The 14,923-nt window shown below is 72.3% G+C and carries 11 protein-coding genes; 7 read left to right on the top strand and 4 right to left on the bottom strand.

Translation table 11 applies throughout. The features are described from left to right. The first annotated feature begins 139 nt into the window (after positions 1-139). Complete coding sequence (locus tag ACQEUX_RS14910; protein WP_433047196.1) at positions 140-2,215, top strand: maltotransferase domain-containing protein; 2,076 nt, start codon at positions 140-142, stop codon at positions 2,213-2,215. Further along, positions 2,203-4,305 carry a 1,4-alpha-glucan branching protein GlgB gene (glgB, locus tag ACQEUX_RS14915; RefSeq protein WP_433047199.1) on the top strand — a complete coding sequence of 701 codons (2,103 nt, stop codon included), beginning with the start codon at positions 2,203-2,205 and terminating at the stop codon, positions 4,303-4,305. Before ACQEUX_RS14910 ends, glgB begins: the two co-directional genes overlap by 13 nt. A 54-nt stretch (positions 4,306-4,359) precedes the next feature. Here the strand turns inward: glgB and ACQEUX_RS14920 are convergent, their stop codons facing one another. From ACQEUX_RS14920 to ACQEUX_RS14930, 3 genes are all read right to left on the bottom strand, one after another. Continuing rightward, positions 4,360-4,668 carry a GNAT family N-acetyltransferase gene (locus ACQEUX_RS14920; RefSeq protein ID WP_433047202.1) on the bottom strand — a complete coding sequence of 103 codons (309 nt, stop codon included), beginning with the start codon at positions 4,666-4,668 and terminating at the stop codon, positions 4,360-4,362. A gap of 210 nt (positions 4,669-4,878) precedes the next feature. After that, positions 4,879-5,601: an alpha/beta hydrolase gene (locus ACQEUX_RS14925; protein ID WP_433047205.1), complete on the bottom strand. Its 723-nt coding sequence runs from the start codon at positions 5,599-5,601 to the stop codon at positions 4,879-4,881. A 19-nt stretch (positions 5,602-5,620) separates the two neighbouring features. Next, a complete protein-coding gene (locus ACQEUX_RS14930; RefSeq protein WP_433047208.1) occupies positions 5,621-6,454 on the bottom strand; it encodes an alpha/beta fold hydrolase in 834 nt (277 codons plus the stop codon). 236 nt (positions 6,455-6,690) lie between these two features. On the opposite strand from ACQEUX_RS14930, the gene ACQEUX_RS14935 reads away from it, so the two are divergent. After that, on the top strand, positions 6,691-9,060 hold the full coding sequence (locus tag ACQEUX_RS14935) for an ATP-binding protein (protein ID WP_433047211.1): 2,370 nt from the start codon (positions 6,691-6,693) through the stop codon (positions 9,058-9,060). A 326-nt stretch (positions 9,061-9,386) separates the two neighbouring features. On the opposite strand, the gene ACQEUX_RS14940 is transcribed toward ACQEUX_RS14935, so the two are convergent. Further along, a complete protein-coding gene (locus tag ACQEUX_RS14940; protein ID WP_433047214.1) occupies positions 9,387-10,427 on the bottom strand; it encodes an App1 family protein in 1,041 nt (346 codons plus the stop codon). Positions 10,428-10,551: 124 nt separating this feature from the next. Between ACQEUX_RS14940 and ACQEUX_RS14945 the strand changes: the two genes are divergently transcribed. From ACQEUX_RS14945 to ACQEUX_RS14960, 4 genes are all read left to right on the top strand, one after another. Beyond that, a complete protein-coding gene (locus ACQEUX_RS14945; RefSeq protein ID WP_433047217.1) occupies positions 10,552-12,171 on the top strand; it encodes an ArnT family glycosyltransferase in 1,620 nt (539 codons plus the stop codon). Positions 12,172-12,237: 66 nt separating this feature from the next. Further along, positions 12,238-13,035, top strand: coding sequence for a peroxide stress protein YaaA (gene yaaA / locus ACQEUX_RS14950; RefSeq protein ID WP_433047220.1), 798 nt, complete (start codon positions 12,238-12,240; stop codon positions 13,033-13,035). Between the two features lie 106 nt (positions 13,036-13,141). Continuing rightward, a complete protein-coding gene (locus ACQEUX_RS14955) occupies positions 13,142-13,876 on the top strand; it encodes a hypothetical protein (protein WP_433047223.1) in 735 nt (244 codons plus the stop codon). A 79-nt stretch (positions 13,877-13,955) separates the two neighbouring features. After that, positions 13,956-14,915, top strand: coding sequence for a TAXI family TRAP transporter solute-binding subunit (locus tag ACQEUX_RS14960; protein ID WP_433047226.1), 960 nt, complete (start codon positions 13,956-13,958; stop codon positions 14,913-14,915). The last annotated feature ends 8 nt before the right edge of the window (positions 14,916-14,923 follow it).

Consider the following 14,923-nt stretch of genomic DNA (forward strand, 5'->3'; position numbering starts at 1 on the left):
CCGTGAGACTGCGGTGTCCCGCAGCCTGGAAGCAGCAGTTTCCCGAAAGGCGTGTGGATCTTGGCGCGCGGCCCAACGTGCGGGATGGACCGGCGTGCTTGGCCGCGCGCGAACGGATCTCGCGCAGTAGGTTGGCGGGGTGACTGGACGGTTCCCGATCGAAGACGTCTCCCCCGTCGTCTCGTGCGGGCGGTACCCGGCAAAGGCGGTGGTCGACGAGCCGGTTCCGGTGTCGGCCCGCGCCTACCGGGAGGGGCACGACGCGCTGGGCTGCAACGTGGTGTGGGCCGGCCCGGACGGCCAGACCCGGCCGTTCACCCGGATGCGCCCCGGTGAGCCCGGCCAGGACCGCTGGCACGCCATCATCCGCCCGGACGCCGTCGGCTCCTGGACCTTCTCCGTCGAGGCGTTTCAGGACCCGTATCTGACCTGGCAGAACGCGGTGACCAAGAAGGTCGCCGCCGGGCAGGGGCCGGAGGACCTGGCCAACGACCTGGCCGAGGGCGCGCGGGTGCTCGCCGCCGCACGGGACCTCGTTCCGACCGCCGACCGGGCCCGGGTCGCTGCGGCGCTCACCGCGCTGGTCGACACCGACCTGTCCCTGCCGCAGCGGGTCGACCCGGCGCTGGCCCTGGCCGACCTGCTCTGGGAGCACCCGGTGCGGGAGTTGGTCACCGCCGGCGAGACGTACTCCCTCTGGGTTGACCGCAAGCGGGCGCTCTACTCGGCCTGGTACGAGTTCTTCCCCCGCTCCGAAGGGGCGACGGACGGTCGGTCCGGCACCTTCGCCACCGCCACCGAGCGGCTGCCCGGTGTGGCCGCGATGGGCTTCGACGTGCTCTACCTGCCGCCGATCCACCCGATCGGCCGGATCAACCGCAAGGGCCGCAACAACGCGCTCACCGCCGGGCCGACCGACGTGGGCTCGCCGTGGGCGATCGGCGCCGCCGAGGGCGGCCACGACGCCATCCACCCCGACCTGGGTACGCCGGCGGACTTCCGGGCCTTCATCGACGCGGCGGCGGCGCAGGGCCTGGAGGTGGCGATGGACCTGGCGTTGCAGTGCGCGCCGGACCACCCCTGGGTCACCGAGCACCCGGAGTGGTTCACCACCCGGGCCGACGGCAGCATCGCGTACGCGGAAAACCCGCCGAAGAAGTACCAGGACATCTACCCGGTCAACTTCGACAACGACCCCGAGGGCATCCGGGCCGAGGTGCTGCGGGTGGTGCTGCACTGGGTCGGCGAGGGCATCCGGATCTTCCGGGTGGACAACCCGCACACCAAGCCGTTCGACTTCTGGCACTGGCTGATCGCCGAGGTGAAGACTGTCGACCCGGACGTGCTGTTCCTGGCCGAGGCGTTCACCCGGCCGGCCATCATGCACGGCCTCGGCAAGATCGGCTTCACGCAGTCGTACACCTATTTCACCTGGCGCACGACGGCCGCCGAGATGCGGACGTACTGCGAGGAACTGCTCGCGGCGGCCGACTACATGCGGCCGAACTTCTGGCCGAACACGCCGGACATCCTGCACGAGTCGTTGCAGCACGGCGGCCCGCCGATGTTCAAGATCCGGGCGGTGCTGGCCGCGCTGCTCTCCCCGTCCTGGGGCCTGTACGCGGGCTACGAGCTGTTCGAGCACGTGGCCCGGCCGGGCGCCGAGGAGTACCTGGACAACGAGAAGTACGAGCTGCGGCCGAGGGACTGGGCCGGCGCCGAGGCGCAGGGCCGCTCGCTGGCGCCGTTCCTGGCCACCCTCAACCGGGTACGCCGCGACAACCCGGCGCTGCACCAGCTCCGCAACCTGCGGTTCCACGAGATCGACAACCCCGCACTGCTCTGCTGGTCGAAACACGACCCGGAGACCGGCAACACCGTCATCGTGATCTGCTCGTTCGACCCGCGCGTCGTGCAGTGGGGCAACACCACCCTGGACATGCCGGCGCTCGGCTTCGACTGGCACGAACGGTTCACCGTGCACGACGAGCTGACCGGCACCAGCTACGACTGGGGTCAGCGCAACGCGGTGCGGCTCGACCCGTACCTGCAACCGGCGCACGTGCTGACCGTCCGCCGGCCGACCCCGCCCGCCGCATCGGTGGTCGCCGCGACGGTCCCGGCCACGCTCACCGTCGCCGATGTCCCCGCCGACCTGTCCGGCGGTACCGCGCCGACCGCCCCCGCCCCGAAGGACGCCCGATGGACCAGTTGATCACCGGCGCCACGCACGACCCGCACGCGCTGCTCGGCGCGCACCCGACCGGCGGGTCGACGACGATCCGCACGATGCGGCGGGGCGCCGGGGACGTGGTGCTGCTCGTCGGCGATGAGCGGCACCCGATGAAGCGGGTGCACGACGTGGGCGTCTTCGAGGCTCAGGTCGAGGGCACCGTGCTCGACTACCGGGTGGAGGTCGACGGGGCGGCGCACGACGACCCGTACCGCTACCCGCCGACGCTCGGCGAGTTGGACCTGCACCTGATCGGCGAGGGGCGGCACGAGCGGCTGTGGGAGGCCCTCGGCGCCCGGGTCCTCGACGACGGTGTGGCGTTCAGTGTCTGGGCGCCCAACGCCCGCGGGGTGCGGGTGATCGGCGACTTCACCGGCTGGTCGCCCGACGACGGCTGGCCGATGCGGTCGCTCGGCTCCAGCGGCGTGTGGGAACTGTTCGTCCCCGACGCCCGGGTGGGTGCCCGCTACAAGTACCGGGTGCTGGGCGCCGACGGGCGGTGGCGGGACAAGGCCGACCCCCTGGCCGCGTACGCCGAGGTGCCGCCGGCCACCGCCTCGGTGGTGCACCACTCGACGTACCGGTGGTCCGACGCGGACTGGCTGGCCCGGCGGGCCGAGCGGCAGCCGCACCAGGAGCCGATGAGCGTCTACGAGGTGCACCTCGGCTCGTGGCGGCCCGGCCTGGGCTACCGCGAGCTGGCCGACCAGCTCACCGCGTACGTCACCGAGCTGGGCTTCACCCACGTCGAGTTCCTGCCGGTGATGGAGCACCCGTTCGGCGGCTCCTGGGGCTACCAGGTGACCGGCTACTACGCGCCGACCTCCCGCTTCGGCGACCCGGACGATTTCCGGTACCTGGTGGACCGGCTGCACAGCGCAGGCGTCGGCGTGATCCTCGACTGGGTGCCCGCGCACTTCCCGAAGGACGAGTGGGCCCTCGCGCGCTTCGACGGCACCCCGCTCTACGAGCACCCCGACCCCCGACGCGGCGAACACCCCGACTGGGGCACGTACGTGTTCGACTTCGGCCGCAACGAGGTCCGCAACTTCCTGGTCGCCAACGCGCTCTACTGGTGCGACCAGTTCCACGTGGACGGGCTGCGGGTGGACGCCGTCGCCTCGATGCTCTACCTGGACTACTCCCGCGAGCACGGGCAGTGGGCTCCCAACCAGTACGGCGGCCGGGAGAACCTGGAGGCCATCGCGCTCATGCAGGAGGTGAACGCGACCGTCTACAAGCACCACGCCGGTGTCGTGCTGATCGCCGAGGAGTCGACCGCCTGGCCGGGTGTCACCCGTTCCACCGCCGACGGCGGGCTGGGCTTCGGGTTCAAGTGGAACATGGGCTGGATGCACGACACCCTGCTCTACACCTCGAAGGACCCGATCTACCGCCAGCACCACCACCACCAGCTCACCTTCTCCCTGGCGTACGCCTGGAGCGAGAACTACGTGCTGCCGATCAGCCACGACGAGGTGGTGCACGGCAAGGGCTCGCTGGCCGGCAAGATGCCCGGCGACACCTGGCAACGGTTGGCGAACGTCCGGGCACTGCTGGCGTACATGTGGGCGCACCCGGGCAAGCAACTGCTCTTCATGGGCTCCGAGCTGGCCGACGACCGGGAGTGGAGCGAGGAGCGCGGCCTCGACTGGTACCTGCTGCACGACCCGGCCCGAGCCGGCGTGCAGCGCCTCGTCGGCGACCTCAACCGGGTCTACCGGGACACCCCGGCGCTCTGGGCACAGGACACCGACCCGGCCGGGTTCCGCTGGATCGCCGGCGACGACGTCGCCAACAACAGCGTCTCGTTCGTCCGGATCGCCCCGGACGGCTCGACGCTCGTCTGCGTGGCGAACTTCTCCGCGCTGCCGCTGCACGACTACCGGATCGGCCTACCGGCCGGCGGCACCTGGACCGAGGTGCTCAACACCGACGCGCACCACTACGGCGGCTCCGGGGTGGGCAACCTGGGCGAGGTGCACGCCGAAGACGTGCCGTGGCACGGAATGGTCGCCTCCGCCGCCCTCCAGGTCCCCCCACTGGGCGCCATCTGGCTCAGGCGCGATTGAGTGGAGCTGGTCGGACGCAGGTAGGTGAACGCAGCTGCTCAGTAGCCGGTCTCGTCAGTCGTGGATGAACCGGCTACGGGACCGGTGGACCAGGTCGCCGTACTCCTGTTGATTCTGTTCGATGAATCGTTTGACGAACGGGCACATCGCGATCACGGACATGTGCCTGCGCCGTACGTCGTCGAGCGCGCTGCGGATCAGCGCGCTCGCCGCGCCGCTGCTCTCGAATCCATCGCAGCTCTGGGTGTGGATGAAGACGAGGGAATCGCCGGTCGCGACGTACTCGGCGATCGCGACGAGTTGGCCGTCGGCGTTGGCCTCGTATCGCCTGCGCTCGGGGTTATCGGTGACGGTGACGTCCACGGCTCTCCTCGGCTGGTCGGGCAGGGCACAGGCATGCGGCGTCCAGGACGACGGTGGCGCGGTGTCGCACGTCGGTAGTGCCAGGTGGTGTGCGCCTCGACTCTCGATTCAGCGTGCCGCGGCCGGTCGCAGCGGTTCCGGGTAAGACGAGGCGGTGTGGGCCGGCCCAGCGCCGTTGCTGAGCCGACCGCGTCCCCGGTAGGGGACGTATCAACCGGCGGTGTGCTGGATCGCCTCACGGATCATCGCGACGACGTCCTTCGGACGCGAGAGCATGACAAGGTGGGAGGAGTCCATCTCGGTCGTGATCATCCCCGCCCGGCGGTAACCGAACCGCTCCACGTCGGGGTTGATGGTGCGGTCCGCGCTGGCCACGACGCCCCACGCCGGCCTGGTCTTCCAGGCCGCCGCCGGCGCCGATTCGGTGAAGGCTGCCGCGGCCAGTGGCCGTTGGGTCACGGCGAGGACCGCGGCCAGGTCCGGGTCGATGTCGTGGGCGAAGATCGCGGGGAATCGCGCGACGTCGACGGAGACGTCGACGCCCTCCCCGCCGCCTGCCGTGGGGTAGGGCGAGTAGACGAGCGCGGAGGCGAGGTCGGAGTCGGGAAACCGGCCCTGCAGCGCGCCGAGGCTCTCACCCTCGTCGAGGGCGTACCCGGCCAGGTAGACCAGGCCGACCACGTTGTCCTCGATGCCGGCGACCGTGATGACCGCCCCGCCGTACGAGTGCCCGACGAGCACCACCGGGCCGGGGATCCGCCGGACGACGGACGCGACGTAGGCCGCGTCACCGGTCAGACTGCGATTGGGTACGGCCGGCGCGAGCACCGGAATCCCGTCGGCGAGCAATTCGGGGATCACGGCGGCGAAGCTGGACGCGTCGGCGAACGCCCCGTGGACCAGCACAACGGTCGGTGCGATCGATTTGTTCATGATTCGTCCTTCCGGCCGATCAGTCGGCGATGAAGTCGAGGAGGTGACGGTTCACCAGCTCCGGGTGCGTCCAGGCGATGTTGTGCGGCCCGTCGGGAATGATCTCGTAGCGCAGGTCGGAGATCAGTCCGGGCAGCCTGTTGGCAGTGGCATCGATCGGCAGGATCCGGTCGGCGTCGCCGTGGATCAGCAGCGTCGGCACGTCGATCTTGCCCAGGTCGCCGCGGAAGTCCGTCAACCAGGTATCGACGCACGCGTGCGCCGCGTACGTGGACGCGCCGAGGGCGACGACGAAGCTGTTCTGCCACGCCTCGTCGCTGATCCGGGTCCCGCCGAGCACGTCGACGTTGTAGAAGTTGTCGAGGAAGTTCCTGAAGTACGCCGGCCGGTCCGCGAGCACCGCGGCCTTGATGTCCTCGAACACCTGCCGGTCGACGCCGTCGGGGTTGTCCTCGGTCTTGAGCAGAAACGGCGGAATGGCGCCCATCAGCACCGCCTTGCGGACCCGCTCGGAGCCGTAGGTGCCCAGGTAGCGGGTCACTTCACCGCTGCCCATGGAGAACCCGACCAGAGTGGTGTCGCGCAGGTCCAGCTGCTCCAGCAGGTGGTTCAGGTCGGCGGTGAAGGTGTCGTAGTCGTACCCGGTCGTCGGCTGGCTCGACTTGCCGAAGCCGCGCCGGTCATAGGTGATCACACGATAGCCGGCGGCGAGTAGTTCCCGGGTCTGCTTCTCCCAGGAAGCACCGTTGAGCGGGTAACCGTGGATCAGCACGACCGGTCGGCCGCTACCGTGGTCCTCGTAGTAGATCTCGATGTCGCCGCTGTTTTCCCGGCCGACCTTCACGTAAGGCACGGTTGTGCTCCTGTTGGTAAGAGGGATGTTGCCGGCCCGGCCTGCCCGGGTCCGCGCCCGGCGTCCGCGCCGTTGTCCTGAGTCAACCCGTCCGGCAGGCACGCCACCACGAGGAAGACACGCAGAAGACATGCAGAAGTAGCCGTACGGCAACCCGCGGCTCCGGTCGCGGGAGTAGTGGCCCACCGCCTCCGACATGCAAGAATGCCCTGCAACACTGCAGCCGGAGGGGCCCAATGTCGAACGAGGTGGCCTTCGGGCCGCTGCTACGGACGCTACGGCTCGCCGCCGACCTGACGCTCGAGCAGCTCGCCGAGCGCTCCGGGGTCAGCCACCGGGCAATCAGCGACATGGAACGCGGCGTCAGCCAGGGCCCCCAGGCCCGCACCGTCCAGGCGATCGCCGACGCACTAGATCTCGACTCCGAGCACCATTCGGCACTCACCTCCGCTGCCCGGGCCGGCCGCCGCCGCAGCCAGCCCGCTCCGATGCCGCGGACCGATGAACCATACGAAGCCGGCAAGACCGCGCTGACCGGCTCAACGGCCCCGGCGCAGAAAGGGGCCATGCCGACCCCGACCATCCCAGCGGAAAGCCCGTCGCCTGCAGTGCCGGCGCAACTCCCGGCGGACCTCGCGGTCTTCACCGGCCGCCGCGACGAGGTCGCCGAACTGGTCGACGGGCTGGCGTCGGCCGAGGACGCCACATCGCCGCGGATCAGCGTCATCACCGGAATGGCGGGCATCGGCAAGACCACGTTGGCGGTGCACTGCGCGCACCTGCTCGCCGCCCGGTGGCCGGACGGCCAGCTCTACGTCAACCTGCGCGGCTTCGACCCGACCGGCGCCACCCCCGCCGAGGAGGCGTTACGCGGATTTCTGGACGCCCTCGGCGTGCCGCCCAGCCAGGTCCCCGACGGGGTGGACGCGCAGGCCGCCCTCTACCGCAGTCTGCTTGCGGGAAAACGGGTGCTGGTACTGCTGGACAACGCGCGCGACACCGGGACGGTGCGGCCGTTGCTGCCGGGATCGGCGGGCAGCCTGGTGATCGTCACCAGCCGGAACCAGCTCCCCGGCCTGGTCGCCACCCACGGCGGCCATCCGATCCCGCTCGACCTGCCCGATCATGACGACGCCCGCGAGGTGCTGGCCCGGCGGATCGGCACCGTCCGAGTCGCCGCCGAACCCACGGCCGTCGACGACATCATCGAGCGGTGCGCCCGGCTGCCACTGGCGTTGGCCATCGTCGCCGCCCGCGCCGCCACCAACCGGGCATTCCCGCTCGCCGCGATCGCCGACGAGCTGTACCGCGCCGGTGGCCTCACGGCGTTCACCGGCCCCGAGGTCGCCGTGGACGCGCGGGCGGTGTTCTCCTGGTCGTACGCGGCGCTCAGTTTCGCGGCGGCACGGCTGTTCCGACTACTGGCCCTGCACCCGAGCACGTCGGCCGCGGTCGAGGCGGTCGCCAGCCTGGCCGGCGCGCCGGTCGAGCAGGTCCGGCCGCTGCTGGCCGAGCTCACCGGGGCACACCTGGTCACCGAGCCGCTGCCCGGCAGGTACGGCTTCCACGACCTGCTGCGCGCCTACGCCGCCGAGCTGTCCGCCACCATGGCGGAGGCGGACCGCCAGGCGGCACTCGGCCGGCTTTTCGACCACTACCTGCACTCGGCGTACGGCGCCGACCGGCGAATCAGCCCAACCCGGCCAACCATCAACCTACCCGTAGCGGCGCCCGAGGTGATGGTGCGGCAGTTCCCGAACGACGCCACCGCCGTCGCGTGGTTCACGGCGGAACGGCCGGCGCTACTTGCCGCCGTTGACGCCGCGGTCAGCGCCGGCATCGATGCCGCGGCCTGGCGGCTGGCCTGGACACTGGAGCAGTTCCTGGAGCGGTGGGGACACTGGGCCGACTGGACAGCGGTGCTGCGCACTGCGGTGCGGGCCGCCCGGCGGCTCGATGATCCGTACGCGCTGGCCCAGGCACACCGTGGCCTCGGCCTGGCCGCCCTCATCACCGGTGTCGGTGACGAGGCGTTCCCGCACCTCGTCGAGGCCCTCACGCTGTTCGAGCAGGTCGGCGACCTCGTGGGACAGGCGATCGCGCAGCGGACGCTGGCGTTCGGGCATGCCCAGCAGGGCCGGCTCGACCTGGCGCTGCGCCACGCCGAGCTGGCGCTCGGGCTGTATCAGGCAGCGGGCGACGCCAGCGGCGAGGGCCTGGCGCTGAACTTGGTCGCTTCGTGCCGCATGCTGCTCGGCGAGCACGTCTCGGCGCTGCCCATCGTCGAGCAGGCGATCACCATACTCGACAAGGCGGGCAACCAGCGGGGCGTGGCGGCAGCGTGGGACACCCTCGGCTCGGTCCGGCAGGCGCTCGCCCAGCCCGAGCCGGCGGTGGCCGCATACCGGCGCGCGGCCGAGCTGCGCGAACAGGTCGGCGACCGCTACCAGCAGGCGCAGACGCTGGTGCGGCTCGGCCGGGTGCAGGTCAGCGCGGGAGACCGGGTCGCTGCCCGGGACACCTGGGGCGCGGCGCGCGCACTGCTGACCGACATACAGCATCCGGACGCCCAGTCCGTCGGCGACCTGCTCGCAACACTGTCCTAACCACTGCGCAAAAACTTCACCGGACGCGTCAACCAACACATCGTGCGCGGCACCTGTGGTCACCGTCGTACGTCGCCGCCTCCTGCCGCGGGGGGCAACCACGACCGCGAACTGATGCGTCAGACGCCCCAGAACGCCCTCCCCGCTCGTATGCGGCGATCTGCTCGCCCTGCAGGCGCGCGGTCTGGTCCACGTCCCCGTCGTTCAACGCGCCACCTGAGGCCCTGCGTGCTCGTCATCCACCGTCGCTCCCCACCTCCCGCTGGAGGCGGGTCGGATGGGACCGAAACGCAGCACGGCAACCTCAGCCGCCCGTCGGGACGGCGTCAGACCAGGCCCGCGTCGCGCAGGAGTTGCCACAGGCCGGCGCCGTCCGGGGCGGACAGCCACTTCTGCCCCACCGGCCCCGACGACGGGCGGCCGGCCGGGGCGGGCAGGCTACCGGCCAGCACCGACTGCGTCGGGGAGAGCCGGCGGATCGCCACCCCGGCGACGTTCTCCGGATGGGCCGCGGCGAACTCCCGGTAGATCTCCTGGTCGTGCTGACCGTCGTCGCCGACCAGCAGCCAGCGCACCTCGGGGAACTCCTTGGCCAGCCGGGCCAGGGTGCTCCGCTTGTGCTCCATGCCGCTGCGGAACCAGCGGTCGGCGGTCGGGCCCCAGTCGGTGAGCAGCAGCGGCCCGGCCGGGTAGAGGTGTCGGGACAGGAAGCGGGTCAGCGTGGGGGCCACGTTCCAGGCGCCGGTGGAGAGGTAGAAGACCGGTGCGCCGGGGTGCGCGGTGACCAGCCGCTCGTAGAGCACCGCCATGCCGGGCACGGCGGCTCGGGCGTGCTCGTCGAGCACGAACGTGTTCCACGCGGCGAGCAGCGGGCGGGGCAACGCGGTGACCATCACCGTGTCGTCGATGTCGGAGAGGATGCCGAACTTGACGTCCGGGTCGAGGATGCGCACCGGCGCGTCGACCGGCTCGGCGTCCGGGACGCTGAGCCGCACCGAACCCCAACCGGGTGGCAGGTCGGCCTCGACCAGCGTGTCGACGAAGCCACTGCGGTCGGCCTGCGTCTCGTGGCGTACCCCACCGGCCTCGATGGTCACGGTGACGTGCTTGTTGGGCAGGGTGGTGAAGCTGCGCCAGCCGCGGACCTTGTCCAGCCGACCCCGCTGGCGGGTGTCCGGACGACCCAGCAGCACCCGGCACATCACCCGCACCCAGCCCGGGGCGCCATAGCCGGTGTACGCGACGATGTTGACCCGCCAGCCGGTGCGCCGCAGCCGGCGCTGGACGAGCTGGTGCACGGCGTCCTCGATCCGCGCAGCCCGGTGCAGGTTCGGAACGGCCAGTTGGCCGGCGGGAGTGGGTGGCACGCGCCAACCCTGCCACACGTCGACAGCCACGGCCACGCGAGCCGGCCCCGGCTGCGCCGAACCTCCCCGGCCCGCCCGCCGTCCGTGAAACACTCCGGTCGGGACGACGACGGGGGCGTTGGTCGTGTCGCATCCAGAGCAGCACCGTGGGCGATGGCGCCCGCGACTCGACCGGCCGGCGTTCGTCGCGCTGCTGTTCGGGCTGGCCGGCGTCGTCTACCGGCTGGTCCTGACGCTGTACACGGTGCCGGTGTCGAACAGCGACGAGGCCACCTTCGGCCTCGCCGCGCTGCACATCGGGCAGGGCCGGGAACGCCCGGTCTTCCTCTACGGCCAGCACTACATGGGGATGCTGGAGTCGTACCTGGCCGCTCCCCTGGTGGCGGTGGCCGGGCCGAGCTGGCCGGTGCTGCGGCTGCCGATGCTCGCGCTGTACGCGGTCTTCCTGTATCTGATCCACCGGCTGACCCGCCGGCTCTGCACACCCTGGTTCGCCGCCTTCGTCGTCGGCCTGCTCGCGCTCGGAGGCGAGCGGGTGGTGCGCGACCAACTCACCGTCGTCGGTGGCCGACCCGAGGTGAAGCCGGCGGTGCTGCTGATGCTGCTGATCACCGTGGGGCTGGCCGCCGGCACGGTTCGCCGCCGACGGCTCGCCGTCGCCCTGTTCGGCCTGCTCGTCGGGTTGGCCGTCTGGTCGGACTGGCTGATCCTGCCGTACCTGGCGGTGGCCGGGCTGGCTCTGGTGTGGGCGGTGCGGCGGGAACTGTTCGGCTGGTCCGGCCTGCTGCTGGTGGCGGGGGTCGTCGTCGGGGTGGCGCCGATGATCTACGACAACCTGCGGGCGCCGCCCGGTGCGGACTCACTGTCGGTGTTCCAGGAGGTCAGCACCAAGGCCGGGCCACTGCCCCCGTGGTCCGAACGGATCCGGGGCGGCCTGCTGGAGGGGGTGCCGCTGGCGCACGGGCTCTGCCCGGTCGACGGCTGCGGCCGCTGGCAACAGTGGTTCGGCGTGCTGTATCCGGTGCTGCTGGTGGCCGGCGCGGCGCTCGCGGCGCTCGCGTACCGCCATGCGACCGCAGGGTCGCGCGGGGAGCGGGTCGCCCCGGTGGTCCAGCTCGCGCTGGTCGCCGGTGCCGCGTTGACCCTGCTGTCGTACGTGCGCAGCCCGCTCGCCGCGACCAGCCCCCTGGACAACGCCCGTTACCTGTCGGTGCTGCAACTGTCGCTGCCGGCGGTGCTCTGGCCGCTGTGGGTGGCGGCGGTGACCGGCTGGCGGGGCACGGTCAGTGTGCTCGGCCGGCTCACCGGGGCGCTGTCCACCGCCGTGCTGGCCGCGCTGACCGCGACCATGCTGGTGATCACCGTGCTGTTCGCGACGAGCGGCACCGCCGCGTCGCGGACCGAGGAACGCCACGCCCGGGAGTTGGCCGCCGCGCTGCGCGCCAACGGCCCCCACGAGGTGTACGGGGACTACTGGACCTGCAACCGGTTGATCTTCAACACGGACGAGCAGGTGGTCTGCGGCGTACTCGACGGCACCCTGTCCCCCGGGCAGAACCGCTACCGGCCGTACTGGCGGCAGGTCGGCCGGGCCGAGCGGCCGGGCTACGTGGTGGAGATCGACTCGCCGATGGATCGGCGACTGCGCAGACTGCTCGCCGACCGGGCCGACGCCGCACCGGTACGGGAGGTCGGCGGCTATCGCGTGTACCACCCCGACACCCCGGTGCGGCCCTGGCGGTAACGGCGGGTCGTACGCTGGCCGGGCCGGCGCGTGGGGCGCCGCCGTCCCGCCCGTCGAGGAGACCCGATGCTCATCCTGCTGCCGCCCTCGGAGGGAAAGGCCGACGCCGGCACCGGGCGGCGCTGGGCCCCGGACCGGCTCTCGCTGCCCGAGCTGAACCCGGCCCGCGAGCGGGTGCTGGACGCCCTGGTGGCGCTGAGCGCCGGGCCGGACGAGGCGACGGCGCGGGCGGCGCTCGGCCTCAGCGAGGGCCAGCGCGGGGAGCTGCGTCGCAACGCCCGGCTGCGGGAGGCGGCCACCGCGCCGGCCGAGCGGCTCTACACCGGGGTGCTCTACGAGGCGCTGGAGTTGGCCTCACTGCCGGCTGCCGCGCAGCGGGCGGCCCGACGGTCGATCCTGATCAGCTCCGGGCTGTGGGGCGCGGTCCGACTGGCCGACCGGATCCCCCCGTACCGCTGCCCGATCGGCGCGCGCCTGCCGGGCGTCGGGGCGCTGTCGGCGTACTGGCGCAACGAGCTGGCACCGGCGTTGGACGCCGCCGCCGGCCGGGGCCCGGTGCTGGACCTGCGCTCCGGCGCGTACGCGGCCACCTGGACACCGCGCGGGGAGCTGGCCGAACGGACCGTCACCGTGCGGGTGCTGCACGAGCGCGAGGTCGACGGCGTGCCGGTCCGCTCGGTGGTCAGCCACTTCAACAAGGCCACCAAGGGGCGGCTGGTCCGTGACCTGCTCGTCGCCGGTACCCGACCGCGCACCGCCGCGGAGCTGGTCGGCGCGCTGCGGGAGTTGAAGCACACCGTCGTGGAGCAGCCCACCGCGCCCGGCCGGGTACGGCAGGTGGATCTGGTGGTCACCGACCTGTAGTGGCGGGGCAGCCGCAAGATTTGCTCAAGGCTGGGCGGGACCGGTTCCGTAACGGCGACGCAGGGGCCACGGTAGGGGAACCCAGACTCCGACAAGGGAGCCTCCGTTGACCCGCGAACCCGCCCTGCTCGACCGGCCCCGCTCCCCGGCACCGCCACCCCCGCTGGACTGGCTGACGCTGGGCGACGCGTTCGAGGCCGCCTGCCTGCTGCGCTGTACGCCGCCGCCGACCGCCGCCCGGCCGAGCGCCGCGCTTCCGGCGTCCGCACCGGGGGTGGAGTTCAACCGGGAGGACGCCGCGCAGCGGATGCGGCAGTTGCTCGCCCGACTGGACATCCCGGTCACCCACGAGGTGGCCGTCGGCGGCCTGCGCCGGCGCTTCGAGTTGCACCGGCTGTGGGTCCCCCGGGAGCACCGGGGCGCGTACACCCGGATCTTGGACGCGGGCTGGTGGCAGGGGCGGCGTGAGCTGCTCGGCGGGCCCCTGCCCGGCGCCTCGCCGGCGCGCCGGCGGTTGGTGACCCGACTCTCGGCAGCGGCCTGGCGTTCGGCGCTGCTGGCCGCCGGGCGGCACGTCCGCCGGCACATCCTCGGCGTGCGGCTCACCGACCGGGAGCTGGCCGCGGTGCTGGTTCGGGGCGCGGCCGTGCTGGACGTGCCGGCCTGGCTCCGCCCGGGCACCGGCTGCTTCCTGGTCAGCGTGGCCGACGGCCCGGACCGTGCGCGGATCCTGAGCAGCGCGGCCCTGGAACCGGCGCGCGGGGCGGCGCCGACGCGCGGCGCGGCCGTGCCCTCGGCTCACGGCGGGGTCGTGGCGGCGGCAGGTCGTCCGGCCTGCTGATCGCCGCTCGGCCCCGCCCGCCCGGCACACCGGCGCAACGGGCTTGCGCGCACGGGTCCGACGGCGCACAGTGCACCGCGTGAGTCGTACCTCGTCCAGCCGGCCTGGCCGCCGCCGCGCGGGGACGGCTGCCCTGTTGACGGTGCTGCTGACCGCGACCCTGACGGTCGCCGGTTGCCAGGACGCCCCGACCGAGCCGACATCGATCCGGATCGCCACCGGCAGCCCCACCGCCGTCTACTACGCGTTCGGGCAGTCCCTGGCGGCCATCCTCAACCGGGAAATGCCCGAGGTGCGGGCCAGCGTGGTGGTCACCGCCGCCTCGGCGGAGAACGTTCAGCTGGTCGGCTCCGGCGGGGCCGAGCTGGGCTTCACCCAGGCCGACGTGCTGCCCACCGCCGGGGGCAACCCTTCGGTCGATGCGATCGCCCGGGTGTACGACGACCAGTTGCACCTGGTGACCACGGGCGGCGGTGCGATCCGCACGGTCGCCGACCTGCGGGGCCGGCGAGTCTCCGTGGGCGCACCCGGGTCGGGCACCGAGATCACCGCGACCCGTCTGCTGGAGGTGGCCCGTCTGGGCGGCGACGAGGTGCGCCAGGAGCGGCTCGGGCTGGACGACTCGGTGGCCGCGCTCCGATCCGGGCGGATCGACGCGTTCTTCTTCTCCGGCGGGTTGCCGGTGCAGGGCATCAAGGAGCTGGCCTGGCGCAGCGCCACCCGGATCGTGGACCTCAGCGAATGGACGGAGCCACTGCGTTCCCGCTACGGCCAGGTCTACGTCTCCCGGGACATCCCCCGCTCGGTGTACGGGGTGGACGCGGTGACCACGGTGGCCGACCCGAACTACCTGATCGTCCGGGCCGACCTGCCGGAGCCGCTGGTCCGTGAGGTGACCCGACTGCTGATGGAACGCCGGGCCGAGTTGGCCGCCGCGCATCCGGCGGCGGGCCGGATGAGCCCCCGCTCGGCGATCGTCACCGCGCCGCTGTCGCTGCACCCCGGGGCCGCCGCCTGGTACCGCGCGGCCAAACCCTGACCGCCGGA

Origin of the sequence: Micromonospora sp. CA-259024 (assembly GCF_050936255.1) — a bacterium.
Lineage (GTDB): Bacteria > Actinomycetota > Actinomycetes > Mycobacteriales > Micromonosporaceae > Micromonospora.